Annotated in this window: 22 protein-coding genes and 2 pseudogenes; 15 read left to right on the forward strand and 9 right to left on the reverse strand. The window is 73.4% G+C overall.

Annotated features, from left to right (window positions below; all coding sequences use genetic code 11):
- Positions 1-26: 26 nt before the first annotated feature.
- Together AB0J12_RS33820 and AB0J12_RS33825 are read right to left on the reverse strand one after the other, a co-directional pair.
- Positions 27-875 carry an aldo/keto reductase gene (locus AB0J12_RS33820; protein WP_363268456.1) on the reverse strand — a complete coding sequence of 283 codons (849 nt, stop codon included), beginning with the start codon at positions 873-875 and terminating at the stop codon, positions 27-29.
- Positions 876-912: 37 nt separating this feature from the next.
- Positions 913-1309, reverse strand: a pseudogene (locus AB0J12_RS33825) (MFS transporter); the annotation flags it as partial.
- Here AB0J12_RS33825 and AB0J12_RS33830 point away from each other — a divergent pair.
- From AB0J12_RS33830 to AB0J12_RS33840, 3 genes and pseudogenes are all read left to right on the forward strand, one after another.
- A pseudogene (locus AB0J12_RS33830) lies at positions 1293-1373 on the forward strand (AraC family transcriptional regulator); the annotation flags it as partial. The pseudogenes AB0J12_RS33825 and AB0J12_RS33830 overlap by 17 nt on opposite strands.
- A gap of 82 nt (positions 1374-1455) precedes the next feature.
- On the forward strand, positions 1456-1941 hold the full coding sequence (locus tag AB0J12_RS33835) for a flavin reductase family protein (RefSeq protein WP_363268457.1): 486 nt from the start codon (positions 1456-1458) through the stop codon (positions 1939-1941).
- A 327-nt stretch (positions 1942-2268) separates the two neighbouring features.
- Positions 2269-3060, forward strand: a complete 792-nt coding sequence (locus AB0J12_RS33840) for a VOC family protein (protein ID WP_363268458.1) — start codon at positions 2269-2271, stop codon at positions 3058-3060.
- A 54-nt stretch (positions 3061-3114) separates the two neighbouring features.
- Here AB0J12_RS33840 and AB0J12_RS33845 read toward each other — a convergent pair whose 3' ends face one another.
- On the reverse strand, positions 3115-4311 hold the full coding sequence (locus tag AB0J12_RS33845) for a cytochrome P450 (RefSeq protein ID WP_363268459.1): 1197 nt from the start codon (positions 4309-4311) through the stop codon (positions 3115-3117).
- Between the two features lie 204 nt (positions 4312-4515).
- On the opposite strand from AB0J12_RS33845, the gene AB0J12_RS33850 reads away from it, so the two are divergent.
- The 3 genes from AB0J12_RS33850 (at position 4516) to AB0J12_RS33860 (ending at position 6254) form a co-directional block, all read left to right on the forward strand.
- Positions 4516-5529, forward strand: coding sequence for an urea transporter (locus tag AB0J12_RS33850; protein ID WP_363268460.1), 1014 nt, complete (start codon positions 4516-4518; stop codon positions 5527-5529).
- A gap of 160 nt (positions 5530-5689) precedes the next feature.
- Complete coding sequence (locus AB0J12_RS33855) at positions 5690-6043, forward strand: hypothetical protein (RefSeq protein WP_363268462.1); 354 nt, start codon at positions 5690-5692, stop codon at positions 6041-6043.
- 37 nt (positions 6044-6080) lie between these two features.
- The gene (locus AB0J12_RS33860) at positions 6081-6254 is read left to right on the forward strand and encodes a hypothetical protein (protein WP_363268463.1); all 174 of its coding nucleotides are present in this window, start codon (positions 6081-6083) and stop codon (positions 6252-6254) included.
- Between the two features lie 33 nt (positions 6255-6287).
- Here the strand turns inward: AB0J12_RS33860 and AB0J12_RS33865 are convergent, their stop codons facing one another.
- Positions 6288-7058 carry a methyltransferase domain-containing protein gene (locus AB0J12_RS33865; RefSeq protein WP_363268464.1) on the reverse strand — a complete coding sequence of 257 codons (771 nt, stop codon included), beginning with the start codon at positions 7056-7058 and terminating at the stop codon, positions 6288-6290.
- A 20-nt stretch (positions 7059-7078) separates the two neighbouring features.
- Positions 7079-8308 carry a cytochrome P450 gene (locus AB0J12_RS33870; protein ID WP_363268465.1) on the reverse strand — a complete coding sequence of 410 codons (1230 nt, stop codon included), beginning with the start codon at positions 8306-8308 and terminating at the stop codon, positions 7079-7081.
- A 202-nt stretch (positions 8309-8510) separates the two neighbouring features.
- On the opposite strand from AB0J12_RS33870, the gene AB0J12_RS33875 reads away from it, so the two are divergent.
- Positions 8511-9719: a cytochrome P450 gene (locus tag AB0J12_RS33875; RefSeq protein ID WP_363268466.1), complete on the forward strand. Its 1209-nt coding sequence runs from the start codon at positions 8511-8513 to the stop codon at positions 9717-9719.
- A gap of 171 nt (positions 9720-9890) precedes the next feature.
- On the opposite strand, the gene AB0J12_RS33880 is transcribed toward AB0J12_RS33875, so the two are convergent.
- The gene (locus AB0J12_RS33880) at positions 9891-10181 is read right to left on the reverse strand and encodes a heavy-metal-associated domain-containing protein (protein ID WP_363268467.1); all 291 of its coding nucleotides are present in this window, start codon (positions 10179-10181) and stop codon (positions 9891-9893) included.
- 229 nt (positions 10182-10410) lie between these two features.
- On the opposite strand from AB0J12_RS33880, the gene AB0J12_RS33885 reads away from it, so the two are divergent.
- The 3 genes from AB0J12_RS33885 to AB0J12_RS33895 all read left to right on the forward strand — a co-directional run bounded on the left by AB0J12_RS33885 (position 10411) and on the right by AB0J12_RS33895 (position 13394).
- Positions 10411-10854 (forward strand): hypothetical protein, encoded by a 444-nt coding sequence (locus AB0J12_RS33885; protein ID WP_363268468.1) that lies wholly within the window; start codon positions 10411-10413, stop codon positions 10852-10854.
- Between the two features lie 120 nt (positions 10855-10974).
- Positions 10975-12114 (forward strand): PLP-dependent cysteine synthase family protein, encoded by a 1140-nt coding sequence (locus tag AB0J12_RS33890; protein ID WP_363268469.1) that lies wholly within the window; start codon positions 10975-10977, stop codon positions 12112-12114.
- Positions 12111-13394 carry an MFS transporter gene (locus tag AB0J12_RS33895; protein WP_363268470.1) on the forward strand — a complete coding sequence of 428 codons (1284 nt, stop codon included), beginning with the start codon at positions 12111-12113 and terminating at the stop codon, positions 13392-13394. Before AB0J12_RS33890 ends, AB0J12_RS33895 begins: the two co-directional genes overlap by 4 nt.
- A 72-nt stretch (positions 13395-13466) precedes the next feature.
- On the opposite strand, the gene AB0J12_RS33900 is transcribed toward AB0J12_RS33895, so the two are convergent.
- The gene (locus AB0J12_RS33900) at positions 13467-15725 is read right to left on the reverse strand and encodes a heavy metal translocating P-type ATPase (protein WP_363268471.1); all 2259 of its coding nucleotides are present in this window, start codon (positions 15723-15725) and stop codon (positions 13467-13469) included.
- Positions 15726-15926: 201 nt separating this feature from the next.
- Here AB0J12_RS33900 and AB0J12_RS33905 point away from each other — a divergent pair, with 201 nt between their 5' ends.
- The 3 genes from AB0J12_RS33905 (at position 15927) to AB0J12_RS33915 (ending at position 18295) form a co-directional block, all read left to right on the forward strand.
- Positions 15927-16910 (forward strand): hypothetical protein, encoded by a 984-nt coding sequence (locus AB0J12_RS33905; RefSeq protein ID WP_363268472.1) that lies wholly within the window; start codon positions 15927-15929, stop codon positions 16908-16910.
- Between the two features lie 92 nt (positions 16911-17002).
- Positions 17003-17317 carry a hypothetical protein gene (locus tag AB0J12_RS33910; protein WP_363268473.1) on the forward strand — a complete coding sequence of 105 codons (315 nt, stop codon included), beginning with the start codon at positions 17003-17005 and terminating at the stop codon, positions 17315-17317.
- A gap of 114 nt (positions 17318-17431) precedes the next feature.
- A complete protein-coding gene (locus AB0J12_RS33915; RefSeq protein ID WP_363268475.1) occupies positions 17432-18295 on the forward strand; it encodes an oxygenase MpaB family protein in 864 nt (287 codons plus the stop codon).
- 94 nt (positions 18296-18389) lie between these two features.
- Here AB0J12_RS33915 and AB0J12_RS33920 read toward each other — a convergent pair whose 3' ends face one another.
- Positions 18390-19019: an adenosylcobinamide amidohydrolase gene (locus tag AB0J12_RS33920; RefSeq protein ID WP_363268476.1), complete on the reverse strand. Its 630-nt coding sequence runs from the start codon at positions 19017-19019 to the stop codon at positions 18390-18392.
- A gap of 197 nt (positions 19020-19216) precedes the next feature.
- On the opposite strand from AB0J12_RS33920, the gene AB0J12_RS33925 reads away from it, so the two are divergent.
- The gene (locus tag AB0J12_RS33925; RefSeq protein WP_363268477.1) at positions 19217-19963 is read left to right on the forward strand and encodes a class I SAM-dependent methyltransferase; all 747 of its coding nucleotides are present in this window, start codon (positions 19217-19219) and stop codon (positions 19961-19963) included.
- 15 nt (positions 19964-19978) lie between these two features.
- Here the strand turns inward: AB0J12_RS33925 and AB0J12_RS33930 are convergent, their stop codons facing one another.
- The gene (locus tag AB0J12_RS33930) at positions 19979-20383 is read right to left on the reverse strand and encodes an AraC family ligand binding domain-containing protein (RefSeq protein ID WP_363268478.1); all 405 of its coding nucleotides are present in this window, start codon (positions 20381-20383) and stop codon (positions 19979-19981) included.
- Between the two features lie 247 nt (positions 20384-20630).
- On the opposite strand from AB0J12_RS33930, the gene AB0J12_RS33935 reads away from it, so the two are divergent.
- Positions 20631-21073, forward strand: a 443-nt coding sequence (locus AB0J12_RS33935; protein ID WP_363268479.1) for a DUF2637 domain-containing protein, incomplete at its 3' end; no start/stop codon positions are given.

Genomic DNA, 21073 nt, shown 5'->3' on the forward strand with positions numbered 1-21073 from the left:
GGCCCGGGGCCTGTGCCGGCGGCGGTTCAGGACTCCAGGGTGACGGTGCCCAGCCGGCTGACCATGGCCGGGTCGCGGTGGTCGAAGAACAGGGACGCCCCGGTGTCCAGTGCGGCGATCGCCGCCATCTCGTCGCCGGTCAGCTCGAAGTCGAAGACGTCGATGTTCTCCGCCATCCGCTCGGCGCGCACCGACTTGGGGATCACGACGACGTCGCGCTGAATCAGCCAGCGCAGCACCACCTGCGCGACGGACTTGCCGTGCGCGGTGGCGATGCCCGTGAGCACGGGGTGGGTGAACAGCTGGTTGCGGCCCTCGGCGAACGGCCCCCACGACTCGATCTGCACCCCGCGCTCGCGCATCAGGTCCTGGTCCGCCGTGCGCTGGAAGAACGGGTGGGTCTCGATCTGGTTCACCGCGGGCGTGACCTCGTTGTGGTCGATGAGGTCCACCAGGCGGTCGGGGTAGAAGTTGGACACCCCGATCGCCCGCACCAGGCCCTCGCCCAGCAGCCGCTGCATCGCACGCCAGGAGCCGTACACGTCACCGTAGGGCTGGTGGATCAGGTACAGGTCGACGCGGTCCAGGCCCAGTTTGCGCAGCGAGGTCTCGCAGGCGCGCCGGGCCCGCTCCTCGCCGGCGTCGGAGATCCACAGCTTGGTCGTGACGAACAGCTCCTCGCGCGGGATGCCGCTGCTCCTGATCGCCCGGCCCACGGCCTCCTCGTTGCCGTAGGCGGCCGCGGTGTCCAGCGACCGGTAGCCCGCGGCGAGGGCGTCGCTCACGGCCTGCTCGGTCTGCTCCGGCGGGATCTGGTAGACGCCGAAGCCGAGGACCGGCATCTCGACGCCGTTGTTCAGTGTGACGGTCTGCATGCGCTGTCCCCACGCTCGACGGCAGTTCGGTGCACGGTTACCCGCCGGAGGGCGTCGTCTCCCGGCCGCTGCTCCAAGTGGGCACGACGGGAGCGGCCGGTTCGGGCAGGGTGCGCAGCAGCAGCCAGCTCAGCGCGGGCATGAGGATCAGCGGGGACAGCGCCGTGCGCAGCGAGGTCGCGTCGGCGAGGGCACCGATGAGCGGGCTGACGAGTCCGCCGACGCTGACGGTCATCCCGAGCGTGATACCGCTCGCCGTGCCGACCCGGCTCGGCAGATAGTCCTGACCGAGCGTGACCTGGAGCGAGAACGGCACGTACAGCGCGATCGAGGTCAGTGCGACGAAGGCGAAGAGCACCGGGGCCACGGGCGACGACGACGCCGAGCAGGTACGACCACCGGCACACCGTCACGCGCGGCTGGGCGTCCGCCAGCGCCTTCATCGACGTCTTCCGGCGCACCTTCGGCCACACCCCGGGCCGCCACCAGGCGTTGTGACGGCGGAGCCGGGCAGTCGTAGGGTGGCCCCCAAAAGGGTGCCGTGGGGCCGGCGGTGGCCGGGGACGGGAGTGCATGGGAGATGGCGGGCGCCGACGCGTTCATGGACCGGCTGAACCCCGAGATGTGCGTGGTCACAGCCGCGGTGGGGGAGGAGCGTTCGGGCTGCCTCGTCGGGTTCTCCGCCCAGTGCTCCATCCAGCCGGCGCGGTATGCGGTGTGGCTGTCCAAGGCCAACCACACCTACGGCGTGGCCCGCGCCGCGGACCGGCTCGCCGTGCACCTGCTCACTCGCGACCAGCACGAACTGGCCGCCCTGTTCGGCGGTGAGACCGGCGACAGCGTCGACAAGTTCGCACGGGCACGCTGGCGCCATGAGGACGGCGGTGCGGTCGTCCTCGAGGACGCTGCGGCCTGGTTCGTGGGCACCGTGCGAGACGTCCTGGACAGCGGCGACCACGTCTGCTTCGTCCTCGAGCCGGAGCGCTGGGGCGCCCGGCGGACCGACGCGCCCCTGCTGCGCCTGCGCGACGCGCTGGACATCGAGCCGGGGCATCCGGCGGACTGAACCGGCGGCCCGCCGCCGCGACGATGTGAGGACGCGGCAGCCCCGGTCCGACAGCGCGAGGCGTGACGCCCCGCGTGCTCTCCTCCTCCCGCTCCTCTCCTCCTCGCTGCCGGGCGGGTGCGAGGCGCGGGACGGTTCCGTCTCCACCGGCCCCGGCCCGACCGCGTCGACGGTCACCCTTGTCGGCGGCCGGCTCCAGCGCCCGGGCCCGCGTCAGTGCCAGCGGCTCCGGCACGGCCACCGTCGGCGCACGGTGCCCTCCAGCGCGCGATTGTCAGTGGCCGGTGTCACTCTGGGTGGCAGAGAACCAACGGAAGGGAACCGACCGTGCTCACCACTGATCTCGCTCCCGGCGTGCCCTGCTGGATCGACCTCGGCGCGCCGGACATCAAGGCCGCCGCCTCCTTCTACGGCTCCGTGCTCGGCTGGGAGTTCGAGCCGATGGGCGGCGACATGGAAGGCGGGGCGCTGCGCAAGGACGGCAAGACCGTCGCCGGCCTCGGCAAGCTGACCGAGGAGGGGGCGCGCTCGGCCTGGATGATCTACTACTGCGTCACCGACGCCGACGCCACGACGCAGGGGGTCCAGCGGGCCGGCGGCACGGTACGGACGGAGCCGCGCGACCTCGGCGAGTGGGGGAAGATGGCGCAGTTGACCGACCCTCAGGGCGGTCAGTTCGCCGTCTGGCAGCCGGGGCAGAACTCCGGCTTCGAACTGGTCGGCGCGCCCGGAGCGCTGTCCTGGACCGAGCTCTACACCACCGACGCCGCCGCGGCGAAGGAGTTCTACGGCTCCGTCTTCGGCTGGCAGTACTCCGACATGGAGATGCCGGGCGGCGAGGGCACGTACACCATCATCACGCCCGCCGGGCTGCCCGAGGAGCGCATGCAGGGCGGTCTGATGCAGCTCCGCCCGGCAGACCTCGTCCTGACCAACGGCCGGCCCTACTGGCACCCGGTCTTCGACGTCCCCGACTGCGACGCCGCGATCGCCAAGGTCACCGAGGGCGGCGGCCGTGTGCAGATGGGCCCGGCGGACATGGAGGGCGTCGGCAGACTGGCCGTCTGCCTCGACCCGTCCCAGGCGGACTTCGTCCTGCTCGCGCCCGCCGAGAGCTGACGCAGCCGCCGGGCACCTACCGGGTGAACCGCACGGGCAGGCTCTGCGTGCCACCTACCGGGTGAACCGCACGGGCAGGCTCTGCGGGCCGCGGATCATCATCCCGGGGCGCCAGGTGACGGCCGCGGGGTGGATGTCCAGGGCCAGGTCGGGGCAGCGTTCCAGCAGCGTCCGGATCGCGATGCGGGCCTCGAGCCGGGCCAGCGGTGCCCCCAGGCAGTAGTGGATGCCGTGGCCGAACGCCACATGGCCACGGGCGTCCCGGGAGATGTCGAAACGGCCGGGGTCGGCGAAGCGGCCGGGATCGCGGTTGGCGTCGGCCAGGGCGACCAGGACCAGCTCGCCGCCTCCCGGGACGACCGTGCCGCCGATGGTCACCGACTCGACGGTGAATCGGTAGGTGGGTGTCTCCACCGGGCCGTCGTAGCGCAGCATCTCCTCCACGGCGGCGTCCATCAGCGTCAGGTCGGCTCGCAGGGCGGCCAGTTGCGCGGGGTGCGTCAGCAGTGCGAGGACGCCGCCCGAGATGAGGTTCACCGTGGTCTCGTGACCCGCGACGAGCAACAGCCAGGCCATGCCGATCAGTTCATCGCGGGACAGCCGGTCACCGTCCTCGTCCGAGCTGTGGATCAGCGCGCTCAGCAGATCGCTGCCCGAACGCCGGCGCTTGCCCTCCACCAACTCGGCCAGATACCCGGCCATCGACACCGCGGCGGCCTTGCGGACCTCCGGGTCCGCGGCGGCGAGCGCCTCGTTCGACCAGGTCCGGAAGGACTCCCGGTCCAGGTCGGGCACGCCGAGGAGTTCGCAGATCACCGTGATCGGCAGCGGGAAGGACAGGGCCTCGACGAGGTCGGCGCGCCCGTCGGGAGCCGTGAGCATCCGGTCCAGCAGCGCGTCGGTGGTCTTCTGGACGAGCGGGGCGAGTTCCTCCACCCGGCGCGTGGTGAACTCACGGGCGACCAGCTTGCGCAGCCGGGTGTGGTCCGGCGGGTCGGCCCGGAGCATGTGTACACCGGAGGAGACGGAGCCGATCGGCAGGGAGGGGGAGGCCTTGCTCCAGTCCTTGGTCAGCCTGGGGTCCGCGAGCGTGGCACGTCCGGCCTCGTAGCCGACCACGAGCCAGGCCAGGGCGCCCCCTTCGGGCATCCGCACCCGGTGCACGGGACCCCGCTCCCGTAACCGGGCGTACACCGGATAGGGATCGCGGGTGAAGGACTCACCGAGCGCGGCGAGATCGACGATGCTCATGGCTACCACCTTTACGGAGACGTCCGGGCCCTCATCCTGGCCGAGCCCGCTCTCCGGGCCCAGTGGCCCGTCGGCCTCGGCGGGGCGCTCGGCGGGCCTGCGCCGGCCGTCTGCCCTGGTGAAGGACCCTTCTGTATCGTATGGAGGAAATGTAATTCCACAAGACGGAAAATATATTGGTCGATACTGACGAGGGGGCGGGGAGTGGAGCGGTCCGGCGGCGTTCTGTGGGGGCGGGCGGGATACGGCTCGGATGCCGGGGCGCGGGTGCTGCGCGGGGTCGCCCAGGTGATGTTCGTGCGCAACGCCCGGGCGGGCGCGGCCTTCTGCCTGGCGCTGGCCGTGGCCGACTGGCGCTACGCCGCCTACGCACTCGCCGGGGCGGCGTCGGGCGCCGCCGGCGCGCAGCTGTTCGGCGTGGCCCGCGAGCGGGTGGAGGCGGGGTTGGAGGGCTTCAACGCCTGCCTGTTCGCCCTGTGTTGCGCGGTGTTCCTCGATGCCGGCCGGCCGTCCACCGTACTGCTCGCCGTGGCGGGGTCGCTCGTCGTCACGGTCGCCACGGCGGCGCTGGTCCGGATGCTGCGCGTGTGGCACCTGCCGCCGCTGACCGCTCCCTACTGCCTGCTGGCGAGCGCCGTGACCGTCGCCGCGCCCGCGTTCGGGCGGATCCGGCCGCACGGCGACGGCCTGGCCGCGCTGCCCCGAGCCGCCGCCGGCCCGCCGGAGCTGCGTCCGGCCGAGTTGTGGCGGGGCTTCCTGCGCAACGTGGGGCAGGTCTTCTTCCTGGACGAGTGGTACGCGGGTGGGCTGCTGCTCGCCGGGCTCTTCCTGGTGAGCCGCGAGGCCGGGCTCGTCGCCTGCGCCGGCAGCGCGACCGGAGTGCTCACCGCCTTACTCCTCGGCATACCGGCCGGGCGCATCGCGGACGGGACGGCGGGGTGCAGCGCGGTGCTCGTCGCGCTCGCGCTGTGCGGGGTGTTCCTCGCGGCGACCCGGCGTACCCTGCTGTACGCGCTGCTCGGTGCGGCCACCGCGACCGCCGTGACCCCGGCCGTCGCCGCCCTGCTGGCCCCGTCCGGCGGCCACCCCTTCAGCTGGCCGTTCGTGCTGACGACCCTCGCCTTCCTGGCGGCGGCGCGCTCCTTCCCGCATCTGAGCGTCCCCGCCCGGCCCGCCGGCCCCCTCGCCGCTCCCGACGCCGGTTCGCGGCCCGGCTGAACATGCCCGGCCGGCGGTTCGCATACCGATATGGCGGCACGTGACCGAAGAGCCGGGACATATGCGGGAATGGTGGCGCGGTGTAACACCATGGCGAATGCGGGGCGCAGAAGAAAGAGGAAATGGGCCACGCCCGCCGCCGTAGAGAATCGGATTCGCCGTGAACAGCACCGACCCGCTTTCCGGATACCCCGTCCACGACCGGCCCCCACCGCCCGGCCGTGGAGCCCGCAACGAGGCCACCGCCCGGCGGACGGCCCTGACCATCTGCACGATCGCCGACGTCGCGGCCGGTGTGCTGATCCTGTGGATCGTGCTTCACCTGCTCGACGCCAATGAGGGCAACGCCTTCGTCGAAGTCGTGCACGCGGCCGCGGACTGGTTGTCCGGATGGGCACAGGACATTTTCACGATGGACACAGAAGGTCTGCGCGTCGTCCTCAATTATGGTTTTCCCGCCGTCATTTATTTGCTGATCGGCCACGGGATCGCCGCCCGGCTCAACCGGACATGAGGAAATCTGGAATGCACGACAGCGGAAAGGACCGGCCATGATGTCCAGCCTCAAAGAAGGCGAACACCCCCCGATCTACGAGGAGCTGCTGCGCGAGCGCGGCGACGTCGTCGCGGAGGCGCAGAAGGCCGCCGAGCACACCCGGCACCGGGCGGTGGAGCTGCTGGGCGGACCGCACGCCGCGCAGCAGCACACCGGTCACTGGGCCTGAGGGCCCCGCCGGGCGGGCCGGCTCCGGACGCCGTCAGGAGCCCCGCGTGAAGACCATGACGAAGTCGGCCATCCGCCGCACGCGGGGCGTGTCCGGGTCCGGCAGTGCGAGCAGCTGCTCGCGGGCCCGTGCGACCGCCGCGTGTCCGGCCTCCCCGGCCACCTGCCACGCACCTGTGAACAGGCCACCGGTGAGCGACTCGGCCATGGCACGGGGGGAGACCTCGAACGCGGTGGGCCGCTCGCTCGCCGTGCCCGCGTAGGCGAACCCCTCGGCCACAGCGACCGGAACAAGGTGGTCCGGGCCGTCCTGGCGCCGCCCCTGCGGGTCCAGCCGGTCCTCCAGCGCGCCCACGATCCGGCCGATGTCGTCCGTGGGGCGCCGGCCGCGGGCCGGGACGACCAGATAGCGGCCGCCGGGCCGCAGCACCCGTGCCATCTCACGGAACACCGACGTCCGGTCGGGTCCGGTGTGCAGCAGCCAGGTGGACACGGCCTGCGTCACCGAGGCCGTACGCACGGGGAGCCGGCAGGCGTCGCCCACCGCCACCCGGTCGCCGAGCCGCTGCCGGGCGAGTGCCAGCATGCCGGGGGAGAGGTCGACACCCACCACCGTGTGGCCGCGGGCCGTCAGCTGCTCGGCCACGATGCCGGTGCCCACGCCCACGTCGAGCACCGGATGCGACGGATCGAGCAGCGGGGCCAGCTGCTCGGCGAAACCGGCGGCCCGGTCGGTGCCGCCGCGCGAGGCGTCGTACACCGGGGCGATGTCGTCGAACTCCGCCGCGGGGGAGGCCGATGCCATGAGGAGTCCCTTCGTCAGGCTCACGTGTGCTGCGGGGTGAACGTGACCGGCAGTGTCGCCATCCCGCGCAGGATGCCCTCGCGGCGCGACAGCGTCTCGTCCGGCGTGGCGAGCGTCAGGTCCGGGAAGCGGCGCAGCAGCGTGCCGATGGTGATCCTGGCCTCCATGCGGGCGAGCGGCGCCCCGAGGCAGAAGTGCGCGCCGTGCCCGAAGGCGAGCTGCTGCGGCACCTCGCGGCGGGCCACGTCGAGGATGTCGGGCCGCTCGAAGCGGGCCGGGTCGCGGTTGGCCGCGGCCAGCCCGACGATGATCATCTCGCCGGCCGGGATGGTCACCCCGGCGATCTCGAAGTCCTCGACGGTGAAGCGCGCGACACCGCGGCTCACCGGGCCCTCGTAGCGCAGGAGTTCCTCGATGGCGCCGGGAAGCAGCTCCGGGTCCGAGCGCAGGGCGGCGAGCTGGTCGGGGTGGCGCAGCAGCGCGTGCACGCCGTTGGCGATGAGGCTCGCGGTGGTCTCGTGCCCGGCGAGCGTCAACAGGATGGTCATCGCGGTCAGTTCACGGTCGCTGATGCGTTCCTCGGCCTGCGCCGCGCACAGTGCGCTCAGCAGGTCGTCGCACGGCTCGGCCTTGCGCCGCTCGATCAGCGGCTGGAAGAACTCCACGAGCGCGGCCCGGGCCCTGGCCCCCTTGGCGAGCCGCTCCGGGGTGTTGGGCGGCATGATGAGACCCACGGCCAGTTTGGCGAAATCCGGCTGTCCCTCGGCCGGGATGCCGATGAGGTCGCTGAGGACGGCCATGGGCAGGGGCAGCGCGAACTCCTCGACCAGGTCCGCCGATCCGCGCGCCGCGAACGCGTCCAGGAAGGCGTCCGTGTGCTCCTGCACCCGCGGCGCGAGTTCCTGCACCCGGCGCGCGGTGAACGCCTTGGAGACCAGGTTGCGCAAGCGCAGATGCGTGTCGCCGTCGGCGATCACCATGCTGGACATCAGGACGTTGGTGCGCTGTTGCTCGGCCATCTCCTCGTGAAGACCCCGTACGGCGACGGGGCTGCTGCTCAACCGTGGGTCGGTGAGAGCGGACACGGCCTCGTCGTACCCCGTGATCATCCAGACCTCAAGGGTCGGATTCAGCCGTACCCGCTGCACCGCCCCGTGCTCGCGGATCCGCTCGAACAGCGGGTAGGGATCGGGCTGTTGAGCGACGTTGACCGGCACGTCGTGGACGATCGTCGGGCTCTGCTCGGGCATCCGCTGCTCCCCGTGATGTTTGTGGAAGATCCGAGGCAGGTAGTCATACCAGCCGACCGGGTCGCGTGGTAGCGTCACCGGCGTTCGGATCGAAAGAAGTGTCCGTCAACCCCGTTGCCTACCGGCGATTTGGGTGTCGGAAGCGGTTTCGCCAGAAGCATCTGCGGCCCCCACCGGGGCCTGTGTGCGGGGGGAGACATTCGTGGAACAGGGCGCCGTACAGGCGATCGCCGGGGATCCGCTGCTGGATCTGGCCCGGCCCGAGGTGCTCCGCGACCCCTGCCCCGCCTACGCCCGGCTGCGGGAGACCGCGCCCGTCTTCTGGCACGAACTGCTCGGTTCCTGGGTGCTGACCCGGCACGCCGACTGCCTCGCCGTCCTCACCGACAGCGCCCGCTTCGCCTCCGACTGGCGCCGGGCCGGCGAGGAGATCCCGGCCCCGCTGCTCAGCGTGCAGACGCTCGACCCGCCGGAGCACACCGCCATCCGGCACCTGCTCCTCGACGGCTTCCGGGCCCAGGACCGCCAGGCCCTGCACGAGCGGCTGGAGAGCGAGGTGCGCACGCTGTTCGCCGACCTCGCGACCCGGCCCTCCTTCGACTTCGTCGGGGACCTCGCCGAACCGCTGGCGCTGCGCTTCATCTCCGGCTTCCTCGGCGTCCCGGCCCCCGATCTCGACTGGTTCGTGCCGATGTCGCGAACCGTCGTCGACGGCATGGACGCCGGCCTGTGGCCCGAGAAGAACGAGCCGGCCGTCGCGGCCCGCGCCGAACTCGCCGCCTACGCCGGCGGCTGGCTCACCGATCCCCCCAAGGAGGGGCTGATCGCCCACGTCGCCGAGCACGCGGAGTCGTCCGGCGTCGAGGAAACGATCCTGCGCAACAGCCTGCGCGCCGTGCTGCACGCCGGCTACGAATCCGCCTCGCGGCTCCTCGGCAACGCGGCGGCCGCGCTGCTCACCACACCCGGCGCCCTGGACGCGTTCCGCGCGGCGCCGCTCGCCGCCGCCGTCGACGAACTCGTCCGCTACGACGCGCCCGTCCAGGCGGACGCGCGCGTCTGTGTCGAGGACACCGGCCTCGGCGGCGTCACCATCCGGGCGGGCGACCCGGTCACGCTGCTGCTGGGAGCGGCCAACCACGATCCGCTCCGCTTCGCCCACCCCACCGAGCTGCGACTCGACCGCACCCCGAACCCGCACCTCGGGTTCGGGCGCGGGGCCCACGCCTGCCTGGGCGCGTCGATGGCCATCCGGCTCGCCGGGTCGGTCCTCGCCACCCTGGCCGGGCAGTACCCCGAGGCGCGGGCGGTCGCGGAACCGAGCCACCGGCGCAACCTGACCCTGCGCGGTCTCGACCGCTTCGAGGTCACGCTGCGCCCACGAGCAGCGGGGGAGGAGGTACGGACATGAAGTACTGGCACTGAACCTGAAGCGGAGCGGTGCCCGCCGGCGTCATGGCGGGCACCCCGGCTCCCGGCCGCCCGCCGCGCACACAGATGCGGCGGGCGGCTCTTTGCGGCCGCAGGGGCCTTCCTCGGCAGAGCACCCTTGTGGTGCGGGCTCTCGAGCAGCCCGCCGGCCTCAGAGCTTGCCGACGAGCTCGTACCCGGCCTCGTCCACGGCGGCGCGGACCGCCGCGTCGTCCAGCGCGGCGGCGGAGGTGACCGTGACCTCCCCGGTCTCGGCGACGGCGGTGACCGCGGTGACGCCGTCCAGGGCCGAGATCTCCTCGGAGACGGCCCCCTCGCAGTGCCCGCACGTCATGCCGGAGACCTTGTAGACGGCGGTGACCCCACCCGGGGCCTGCACATCCGTCGCGGCGCCGGTCCCGCAGGAGCCGCAGCAGGAGCCGGAGTTCGTCTGATCGGTCATCTTGAGTCCCCTCGATGGATGCGTGCGTGGGTCGGATTCCGGCGGCATCGCGCCGGAACCCGTCCCCGTTCCGACGCCCCCAGCATACCCCCCATGGGTATCTGGCGTGTACCTTCCGCCGTCCTTCCCTGCGGATGACGCGCCACGCCATGGGCGGATCGGTGGCCGTCTTTCACTCGTACGGGGACGAGATCTGACGAACCGGGACCAAGCTCCTACGATCAGTCGCATGCCGCAGGAAACCGCCGGTCGCACGCCCGTGCGCGGGCCGGTGCTCGCCCTTCTCGTGGGTCTGGTGCTGACGCTCCTGACCCACGTGGTCCTGTGCGCCCTGCACGCCCACGGCGACGAGGCGCACGGGCGCACCGCGGCGCCCACCGCGGTGGCTGCCCCCGTTCAGCCCGGGACGCGGGAGGCGGTGGACTGTGTCGCCGGCCATGACACGGGTGCACCCGGGCATCCCGGCCATGGTGTCCTGTGCTGTGATCCCGCCGACCGGGCCGCCGACATCCGCGTACCCGGCGCGGCACTGCCGCTGACGCTCCTGCTCACCGCGCTGACGGTGCGCGGCCCGGGCGCACCTCCGACACCTCCGGCGCGCCCGCGCACGACGGGCGCACCGGCCCGGTCCGGGCCCGGCGTCCTGAGCCTGGTCTGCGTGAGCCGTACCTGACGGTGCCTCGCCCGCCCCGGCCCCGTGACCCCGGGGACCCGAGCGGGCCGGCGGCCCATCCCTGTGTACGGCACACGACGCGCGGCCCCGCTGCGGGCGGGGCCGCGGAAGGACCCCTTCATGAGCACTGCTCTGCACGCGATCACCACCCCACCGGCCACCGACCCCGGCCGCGAAGAACACGACCACGTTCCGCCCGGCTCGGCCGCAGCGGTGTGCCGGTCACCGGCCGGGCTGGCCGGTCACACCCCCGTGCTGTGGATCGGCGAGCCCTTCAACCCGCCGGGGCGCGGCTTCTGGGCCAAACTGGAGGGCGCCAACCCCGGCGGGATCAAGGACCGCGCGGCGCTGCACATGGTGGCCGCGGCCCGCCGCCGCGGCGACCTCGCGCCCGGCGCCCCGGTCGTCGAGTCGACCAGCGGCACCCTCGGCCTCGGCCTCGCACTCGCCGGTATCACCTACGGCCACCCGGTCACGCTGGTCACCGACCCCGGTCTGGAACCGCTGATGGTCCACCAGCTGCGGGCGCTGGGAGCCCAGGTGGACGTCGTCCGCGAGCCGGACCCGGTGGGCGGCTGGCAGGAGGCGCGTCGGCAGCGGGTGCGCGCACTGCTCGACCGCACATCGCGAGCCTGGTGCCCGGACCAGTACAACAACCCCGACACCGTCGCCGCCTACGCCCCACTGGGCCTGGAACTCCTCCTCCAGCTGGGCCACATCGACACGCTGGTCGCCGCGGTCGGCACCGGCGGCCACTCGGCGGGCATCACCCGCGCCCTGCGCGCCTTCCTGCCCGGGCTGAAACTCGTCGGTGTCGACTCGGTGCGCTCGACGGTCTTCGGCCAGCCCCCCGGCCCCCGCCTCATGCGCGGCCTCGGCAGCAGCATCCACCCCGCCAACGTCGACCACACGGCCTTCGACGAGGTGCACTGGGTCGCCCCGGGCGAGGCCGTGTGGGCCTGCCGCGCGCTCGCCCGCGGCCATTACGCCAGCGGCGGCTGGAGCGTGGGCGCCGTCGCCCTGGTGGCGAACTGGCTCGCCCGCACCGAGCCGGCGGGCACCCGGATCGTGGCGGTCTTCCCCGACGGCGTCCACCGGTACTGGGACACCGTCTACAACGACGACTACTGCCGGCGGCACGGCCTTCTCGACCGTCTCCCGGCACCGGAGCCGGACGAGATCGCCCACCCCGGCGAGCGCGTGGTCGACCGCTGGACACGCTGCACCCGCATCGTCGTACCGGAAGGGGCCGTGCGATGAAGGTACTGGCCGGGCAGCTGCGGTCGTTCACCCCGTGTGTGCGGCTGCTGATGGTGCAGCAGTTCACCATCAACACCGCCTTCTACATGCTGATGCCGTATCTCGCCGTCCATCTGGCGCGGGACCTCGGCCTGGCCGCCTGGGCGGTGGGACTGGTGCTCGGGGTGCGCAACTTCGCGCAGCAGGGCATGTTCCTGCTGGGCGGCACCCTCGCCGACCGGCTCGGCCACAAACCGGTGATCATGGCCGGGTGCGTGCTGCGCACCCTCGGTTTCGGCCTGCTCGGCGTGGCCGGCTCCCTGCCCGCACTCGTCGTGGCCTCGGCGGCGACCGGTTTCGCCGGTGCCCTGTTCAACCCGGCGGTGCGCGCGTATCTCGCCCAGGAGGCGGGGGAGCGGCGGGTGGAGGCCTTCGCGGCGTTCAACGTCTTCTACCAGGCGGGGATGTTCACCGGCCCGCTCATCGGACTCGCCCTGCTCGCCGCCGACTTCCGGCTGGTGTGCGCCGTGGCAGCCCTACTCTTCGCCGGTCTGACGACCGTTCAGGCGCGGATGCTCCCCGGCCGCCGGGCAGCGGTGCCGGCCGTGTCCGCCGGGGTGCTGGCGGACTGGCGCACGGTGCTGGCCAACCGTGCCTTCCTGCTCTTCTCCGCGGCGATGATCGGGGCGTATGTGCTGACCTTCCAGGTGTACCTCGCTCTGCCGCTCGAGGCGCACCGGGTCGCCGGCGACCGGGGCGACGCCGTGACCACCGCCCTGTTCGCGGTGTCGGCGGCGGTGGCGGTGGCCGGTCAGCTCAAGGTCACCGCGTGGGCCAGCGCGCGGTGGTCGGCGCAGCGTTCCCTGGTAGGGGGGATCGGCCTCATGGGCGCGGCGTTCCTGCCGCTGCTCGTCCGGGCGGACACGGTGACGGGCGCGAGCGACCCGCTGCGGTGGGCCGGTGCGCTGCTGCCGCTGATCGTCTCGGTCGCGCTGCTCGGACTGGGTACCGCCGTGGCGTACCCCTTCGAGATGGACACCGTCGTCTCCCTCGCCGGCGGCCGCCTGGTCGCCACCCACTACGGGCTCTACAACACCGTGTCGGGGCTCGGCATCACGCTCGGCAACCTGGCCACCGGCGCCGTCTGGGACGTGGCCGCCCGCTGGGGCCACCCGGAGCTGACCTGGTGGGCGCTCGCGGCGACGGGCGCGCTGTGCGCCGGATGTGTCGCCCTGCTCGCACGCTCGGGCCGGCTGACCGCCCCCTCGCCCGCCCGGCAGCCGGTGGCGGCGGCGTCCTGACCCACCGGTCGGCGGGCGCGTCTCGGGCCCGGGCGGACCTGCCGCCCGGGCCTTCGGACAAGGACGGTGTCCTCAGCGGTCGGCGGGCCGGAAACCGCGCAGGCGCAGGCTGTTGCCGACCACGAAGACCGACGAGAAGGCCATGGCCGCGCCCGCGATCATCGGGTTGAGCAGGCCCGCCGCGGCCAGCGGCAGGGCGGCCACGTTGTAGGCGAAGGCCCAGAACAGGTTGGACCGGATGGTGCCGAGCGTCCGGCGCGACAGCCGGATGGCGTCCGCCGCGACCCTGAGGTCGCCCCGCACCAGCGTGAGGTCGCCGGCCTCGATCGCGGCGTCGGTGCCGGTGCCCATGGCGAGCCCCAGGTCGGCCTGGGCGAGCGCGGCGGCGTCGTTGACCCCGTCGCCGACCATGGCCACCGAACGCCCCTCGCCCTGCAGGCGCTTGACCACGGCGACCTTGTCCTGCGGCAGCACCTCGGCGATCACGTGCTCGGGTGCGATCCCGACCTCCGCGGCGACGGCCGCGGCGACCGTCTTGTTGTCGCCGGTGAGCAGCATCGGGGTCAGTCCCAGGGAGCGCAGCCGCCGGATCGCCTCGGGGCTGCTGTCCTTGACGGCGTCGGCGACCTCGAGGACCGCGCGGGCCTCGCCGTCCCAGGCGACCGCGATCGCGGTACGGCCCGCGGCCTCCGCCTCGGCCTTGGCGCGCCGCAGATCGTCGGGGAGGGACATGGCCCACGCGCCGAGCAGCTGCTCGCGGCCGACGAGGACGGCGTGTCCCTCGACCACCCCTTGGACGCCGAGACCGGGGACGGCTGCGAAGTCCTCCGGCGGGGGCAGGATGCCGACCCGGGCGGCGGCACCGGCCGCCACGGCCTGGGCGATGGGGTGTTCGGAGGCGTGTTCCAGCGCGCCGGCCAGGCGCAGGACGTCCGACTCCTCGGTTCCGTCGGCGGTGTGTACGGCGAGCAGGGTCATCCGGCCGGTGGTGACGGTGCCGGTCTTGTCCAGCACGATGGTGTCGGCCTTGCGGGTGGTCTCCAGCACCTCCGGCCCCTTGATGAGGATGCCGAGCTGGGCGCCGCGCCCGGTGCCGACCATCAGCGCGGTCGGTGTGGCCAGGCCCAGGGCGCAGGGACAGGCGATGATGAGGACGGCGACCGCGGCGGTGAACGCGGTGCTCAGTTCGGCGCCGTTGCCGAGCCAGAAGCCGAGCGTGCCGAGCGCCAGGGCGATCACGACGGGCACGAACACGGCGGAGATCCGGTCGGCGAGCCGCTGGGCGGCGGCCTTGCCGTTCTGCGCGTCCTCCACCAGCCTGGCCATACGGGCGAGCTGGGTGTCGGCGCCGATGCGCGTCGCCTCGACGACGAGCCGTCCGCCCGCGTTCAGCGTGGCCCCGGTGACCGCGTCCCCGGCGCCGGCCTCGACGGGCACGGACTCGCCGGTGAGCATGGAGGCGTCCACCGCGGACGACCCCTCGACGACTACACCGTCGGTGGCGATCTTCTCGCCGGGCCGGACGAGGAACCGGTCGCCCACCTTCAACTCGTCGACGGCGACGCGCTCTTCGCGGCCCCCGCGCAGGACGGTGACCTCCTTGGCGCCCAGCTCCAGCAGCGCCTTGAGTGCCGCGCCCGCCTTCCGCTTGGACCGGGCCTCGAAGTAACGGCCCGCCAGGATGAAGGCCGTGACACCGGCCGCCGCCTCCAGATAGATGTTCCCGGCGCCGTCGGTGCGGGCGATGGTGAACGCGAAGGGGTGCGTCATGCCGGGCATGCCGGCGGTACCGAAGAACAGCGCCCACAGCGACCACAGGACCGCCGCCGCCGTGCCCACCGAGATCAGTGTGTCCATGGTGGCCGCGCCGTGCCGGGCGTTGGTCCAGGCCGCCTTGTGGAAGGGCCAGGCGGCGTACGTCACGACGGGTGCGGCCAGGGTCAGCGACAGCCACTGCCAGTACGTGAACTGCAGGGCGGGAACCATGGCCAGGGCGATCACGGGCACAGCCAGGAATACGGCGGCGGTCAACCGCTGCCGCAGCGGCCGCAGTTCGTCGGGTGCGTCCCGCGCCGCGCCGCCGTTCGGGCCGGTGTGTGCCGGGGCGGGCTCCTGGGCGGTGTATCCGGTGGCCTCCACCGTGGCGATGAGGTCGGCGACGTCGATGTCCTCGCGAAAGGTGACCTTGGCCTTCTCGGTGGCGTAGTTGACGGTGGCCTCGACCCCGTCCATGCGGTTGAGCTTCTTCTCGATGCGGGCGGCACATGAGGCGCAGGTCATGCCGCCGATGGCGAGTACGACCTCGGCGGCGCCGGGCGTGGTGGTGGTCATGTCTGCTCCTCGCAGCTCACGGATGCGCTGATGCGTCAGGGGCGCAGAAATACCCCCTGGGGGTACCGGTTGGACGACGTCATGTATACCCCCCTCCCGCATGAGAGGCAACCTGTTCAGGCGACTTGACTTCATACCCCCCAGGGGTATGTTGAAGGGTGTCGGCCGCCGACCCCCGGCGGCCGGGGACAGGAGCAGGCCATGAACACCGGTGTGCGGATCACCGTCTTCGCCGCGGCGCTCGCCGCCACCTTCGGCACCGCCTACGGGGTGGGCGCCGCGATCGACCCGGTGTCCGCGGCGGCCAGGACCGGCGTCCACGGCGAGGGCCACACCGCCGGATCCGCAGGCAGCGGCAACGGGGACGGGGGTACGGAGGCCGGGCACGGCGCGTCGCACGGCGGCGGCCGCGAGGAGACGCCGCCCGGCGGCCTGGAGATCTCCCGCGACGGCTACACACTCGACCTCAAGACACCGCGCGTGGCGGCCGGCCGCACCGCCGACCTGCGGTTCGCCGTCGTCCGGGACGCCACGGGCCGCAATCTCACCTCCTACCAGGCGCAGCACGACAAGGAACTGCACCTGATCGTCGCCTCACGCGACCTCACCGTCTTCCGCCACCTGCATCCCGTGCGCGCCGCCGACGGCACCTGGTCCACACCGGTCGACCTGCCGCGGGCCGGCGGCTACCGCGTCTTCGCCGACTTCGAGCCGGCCGGCGGCAACGCCCTCACCCTCGGCGCCGACCTCGCCGTCTCCGGCCCGTACCGGCCGGAGACGCTCCCCGAGACCGGCACCACCGCCCCGGTCGACGGCTACGAGGTGCTCCTCGACGGCACGCTCACCCCCGGCCGGGACAGCGACCTCACGCTCACCGTGACCCGCGGCGGCAAGCCGGTCGGCGACCTGCAGCCCTACCTCGGCGCCTACGGCCACTTGGTCGCCCTGCGCTCCGGGGACCTCGCCCACCTCCACGTCCACCCGAACGGCGAGCCCGGCGACGGCACGACGCGGCCCGGCCCCCGGATCTCCTTCACGGCCATGGCGCCGAGCGCGGGCGCCTACCGCCTCTTCCTCGACTTCCGGCACGACGGAAAGGTCCGCACCGCGGCCTTCACCGTCCACGCGGGCGGCTCCGCTCCCGCGCCCTCCGCGCCTCAAGAAGCGCCCCGCCACGGTCACTGAGTCGCCGATCCGTCGGCCGGTCGCCGACGCCGTTGTCAGTGGTGTGCTGCATGATGCGGCATAACTGATCAACGACGTGGAAAGGGCAGGGGATGATCCTGTCGCACCGCAGCCGGTCCCTCGCCCCCGTCGGCACCGCCGCCGCCGACCTCCTGCGCATCATCTCCGACCCCGCGACGGCCGTCTTCCTGACCGTGCACACGGGCGGCCGCCGCCGATACGGCTACTGGCGGCCGCTCGACGGTCGCAGCGGCACCGGCGGCGGTTACGTGGCCCTGCCCACCGACGTCTGTGACGCCCTGCACCGCGCCGGGCGGATCACCCTCGGCGACCCCCTCGTCGACCCGGCCAAGACGACGTACCGTGTCCGCCCCGCGGCCACGAGAGCACGGGCGCGCGCGGCCTGAGGCGCGGCGGGACCGATCCGGCGGCACGCCCTCGCCGGTGGCAGGCCGCGCCCCCTCGGGGCTGGACCCGGCCGCGGAGCATGCCGGAGACTGAACGCACCGCGGGAGGTGACCGTGCTGACGCAGATGCGCACGCAACTGGGGCAGGCCCTGTTCCGCCGGGTGGCAGGACCGGACGGGCCGAGCACCCGCGCCCGCATCCACCACACCCCCGGCCCGCGCTGGTTCGCCCCCGACCGCCCCATCCGCACCGTGCACGGCGACGCGTCCATGTTCATCGGCGGGCTCGGCGCCCTGCTGCTGCAGTCCCTGCACCCGCTCGCCATGGCCGCCGTGGCCGCGCACTCCGGCTTCCGCGGCGACCCCTGGGGCCGCCTCCAGCGCACCAGCACCTTCCTGGCCGTCACCACCTACGGCACCGCCGCCGACGCTCAGCGGGCCGTCGACCAGGTCCGCGCCATCCACGACAGGATCCGCGGCACCACACCCGACGGGACGCCGTACCACGCGGCCGACCCCCACCTGCTGGGCTGGGTGCACGCCGCCGAGACCGACAGCTTCCTCCGCGCCCACCAGCGCTTCGGCGCCCACCCGTTGGACGCCGACGGGTACGACGGCTACGTCGCCGACACCGCACGCGTCGCCGAGGCGCTCGGCGTGCCCGACCCGCCCCGCGACGTCGCCGAGCTGACCGCCGTACTGGAGGCCTACCGGCCCGAACTGCGGGCCACCGCCGAAGCCCGCGCGGCGGCACGCTTCCTGCTGCTCCAGCCGCCCCTGCCGCTCGCCGTCCGGCCGCTGTACGCCCCTCTCGCCGCCAACGCCGTGGCCCTGCTGCCGCCATGGGCGCGCACCCTGCTGTGGCTGCCCCGGCTGCCCTTCGTCGAGGAGCTCACGGTACGCCCGGCCGGCGAGGCCCTGACCCGCACCATCCGCTGGGCGATGCACCCCGTCCGCTCCCAGGGCGGACCGGCATGACCGTCCCCGCCGTGCCCTGTATCCGGAATCGGCAGGCAGTGCGTCCGCCGGGCAGGCCGGCCCGGCTGAGGGCGACGGCCGGTGCGCGCGTTCGTCAGCGTCCTGCCGCGTCGAGTACGGCGGAGTGGACGGCGCGGGCCGGACGGGCGCCCCAGCGTGAGCGCGGGCCGGCGAACGGGTGGGCCTCCTCGCCGACGCGCGGCGTGCGCGCGGCGACGCACACCGCGTCGGTGGGCGTGCCCGAGCAGTCGTACCCGGCGTCCAGCAGCGCCTGGACCTTCGACTCGGTCGCGGTGGCCACCGCGTTGACCAGCGCGGCGTCGGTCAGCGCGACCGGCAGCGCGACGACGATGTCGACCGTGCCCGCGGGAGCCGGCACGGTCGTGCCCTCGGCGGGGGAGGCCGCCCAGCCCCGCACCCCCAGCCCGGCGGTGACGACCGCCTCCACACCGCCGTCGCGCGCCTGACCGAAACGGGAGACGTCGGCGGCCGTCAGCAGGCCCACACCGGACCCCTGAAGACCGGCACCCGCGGCCGGCTCGGCGAGATGGCGGTCGGGGTCCGTGCGCCGGTAACCGTGCGCCACCTGCGCGTTGAGCACCCAGGCCCGCTCTCCGAGGCCGCCCCCGAGCACGGCGCTGCTGATCATCCGCCGGCCCGGGCCGGCCCGCCACACCAGGGCGTGCAGCCGCTCACCGTCCTCCCAGCGGGCCCACGGCCGCACGGGCAGCAGCCCGGAAGCGGAACGGGACGGGGGACGACGACACTCACCGGACGGGACTCCTCGCGGGACGGGGGACCAGGTGATCGTACGGGGAGCCCGGACCGCGCCTGCCGGGGCGGTTTCCGCCCGCTCCGGGCCGGATGGCCGGGTCGGAAAAACCACATGCGTGCGCTCCTGCGCCGTGGCACGCTCCGTCGGTGAATCGCGAACAGATCTCCCGACTTGCCCATGCGGACCACCCCGTCGCGGCCCCGCTCGACGACGAAGCGGTACGACGGCTGCTGGACCGTGCCGTCCCGCGCGCCGACGCCCGCGTCCTCGACCTCGGCTGCGGTGGCGCGGAGTGGCTGCTGCGCGCCCTCACCGCACACCCACGGCTGCGCGCGGAGGGCGTCGACGTGTCCGAACGCGCGCTGGCACACGCCCGTGAACGCGCCAACGTCCTCGGCGTGGACGAGCGTCTCGTGCTCCACCACCAGGACGCAGCGGACTTCACCGCGCCCGACCCCTTCGACCTGGTGATCAGCGTCGGCGCCACCCACGCCTTCGGCGGCCTGCTCGCCACCCTCGCCGCCGCCCGCAAGCACCTGGCCCCCGGCGGACGCGTCCTGGTCGGCGACGGCTTCTGGGAGAGTGAACCCGGCCCCGACGCCGTCGAGATGCTCGGCGACATGGACGACCTGCCGACCACCGTCGACCGGGTCGTCGCCGACGGCTGGATTCCGGTCCACGCCCACATCAGCACGCGGCACGAACTCGACGCCTACGAATGGTCCTGGACCGGCTCACTGGCCGCATGGGCCCTGGACCACGCCGGAGAACCGGGCAGCGCCCAGGCACTTCAGGCGGCCACCACCCACCGGAGCGAGTGGCTGCACGGCTACCGCGACGCGTTCGGCTTCGTCACGCTGGTCCTGCGGCCGACACCCGAATCCCTGAGCTGACGGATCGTCCGGCGCTCACGGCGCGCCGGGCCCTCGTCGCCCGATCTGCAGCCCGGGCCGTCGCTGATGCACCGTCAGATAGTGCAGCCCGCCGCTGCCCGCGGCCAGGCTGCGGCTGCTGCCCCGGGGCAGCCACACCAGCGTCCCCTCACCGACGTGCTGCTCGGCGCCGCCACTGCTGACGGTGCCCTCGCCCGCGACCACCAGGAGCAGCACGTCCAGGTCGGGTTCGGCATGGGTGTCCACGCTCCGGCCCGGCGGCAGATGAACCACGTTGGCGTCCAGCTGCCGCCCGGCCTCCGCGAGCTTCCACGTCACGCCGGGCGCGGCACCGGGCACGGCGAGAGCCCGTACGTCGCACAGCGTCCGCGGCACGGGCGGCTGCCCTCGCCGGTCCGCGGCCTCCTCCGTCTCACCCATCGGCGATGCTCCTTCCTCGACTTCCTCGGTCTGTTCCTCGGCCTGTCACACGTGGCGCTGTCCGCCCCATCTTCCGCCACGGGGCCCGGCCCCGGCACGTGCCGGGGCCGGGCGCCCCACCCCGTGCCGCCCGATCATGAGAGTGTGAGAACCGATCACGTCCGAGGTTCGAACGGGGGAATGCCACGTGCCGGCGGGGGAGCGTCACGCCACGGGGAAGCGACACGTCACGGGTGAGCGTCACGCCATGGGGGAGCCGAATGCCGCTGCGGGGAGCAGCGGGACACCGGAGCCGTCCGGTGGGCCGCCCCGGGTGGTGCTCACCCGGCTCCACCGCATCCTGATCGGTGTGGTCGTGTCGGGCGCCCTGGTCATCGCGGGGATCGGTTTCGCCGGTTCCTACGCCGCCGTGCGGGAACTGGCGCTCAAGAAGGGCTTCGGCAACTTCTCCTACGTCTTCCCGATCGGCATCGACGCCGGCATCTGTGTCCTGCTCTCCCTGGACCTGCTGCTGACCTGGATCCGCATCCCCTTCCCGCTGCTGCGCCAGACCGCCTGGCTGCTGACCGCGGCCACCATCGCCTTCAACGGCGCAGCCGCCTGGCCCGACCCGCTCGGCGTCGGCATGCACGGGGTCATCCCGATCCTGTTCGTCGTCTCCGTCGAGGCGGCCCGGCACGCCGTCGGCCG

Origin of the sequence: Streptomyces sp. NPDC049915 (assembly GCF_040656475.1) — a bacterium.
Classification (GTDB): domain Bacteria; phylum Actinomycetota; class Actinomycetes; order Streptomycetales; family Streptomycetaceae; genus Streptomyces.

Bases quoted from the DNA above. Each gene is read 5' to 3' on its own strand.
- AB0J12_RS33820 (WP_363268456.1), bottom strand. From the start codon at position 875: ATGCAGACCGTCACACTGAACAACGGCGTCGAGATGCCGGTCCTCGGC.
- AB0J12_RS33835 (WP_363268457.1), top strand. From the start codon at position 1,456: ATGGCGGGCGCCGACGCGTTCATGGACCGGCTGAACCCCGAGATGTGC.
- AB0J12_RS33845 (WP_363268459.1), bottom strand. From the start codon at position 4,311: ATGAGCATCGTCGATCTCGCCGCGCTCGGTGAGTCCTTCACCCGCGAT.
- AB0J12_RS33860 (WP_363268463.1), top strand. From the start codon at position 6,081: ATGATGTCCAGCCTCAAAGAAGGCGAACACCCCCCGATCTACGAGGAG.
- AB0J12_RS33865 (WP_363268464.1), bottom strand. From the start codon at position 7,058: ATGGCATCGGCCTCCCCCGCGGCGGAGTTCGACGACATCGCCCCGGTG.
- AB0J12_RS33870 (WP_363268465.1), bottom strand. From the start codon at position 8,308: ATGCCCGAGCAGAGCCCGACGATCGTCCACGACGTGCCGGTCAACGTC.
- AB0J12_RS33880 (WP_363268467.1), bottom strand. From the start codon at position 10,181: ATGACCGATCAGACGAACTCCGGCTCCTGCTGCGGCTCCTGCGGGACC.
- AB0J12_RS33885 (WP_363268468.1), top strand. From the start codon at position 10,411: ATGCCGCAGGAAACCGCCGGTCGCACGCCCGTGCGCGGGCCGGTGCTC.
- AB0J12_RS33890 (WP_363268469.1), top strand. From the start codon at position 10,975: ATGAGCACTGCTCTGCACGCGATCACCACCCCACCGGCCACCGACCCC.
- AB0J12_RS33895 (WP_363268470.1), top strand. From the start codon at position 12,111: ATGAAGGTACTGGCCGGGCAGCTGCGGTCGTTCACCCCGTGTGTGCGG.
- AB0J12_RS33900 (WP_363268471.1), bottom strand. From the start codon at position 15,725: ATGACCACCACCACGCCCGGCGCCGCCGAGGTCGTACTCGCCATCGGC.
- AB0J12_RS33905 (WP_363268472.1), top strand. From the start codon at position 15,927: ATGAACACCGGTGTGCGGATCACCGTCTTCGCCGCGGCGCTCGCCGCC.
- AB0J12_RS33910 (WP_363268473.1), top strand. From the start codon at position 17,003: ATGATCCTGTCGCACCGCAGCCGGTCCCTCGCCCCCGTCGGCACCGCC.
- AB0J12_RS33930 (WP_363268478.1), bottom strand. From the start codon at position 20,383: ATGGGTGAGACGGAGGAGGCCGCGGACCGGCGAGGGCAGCCGCCCGTG.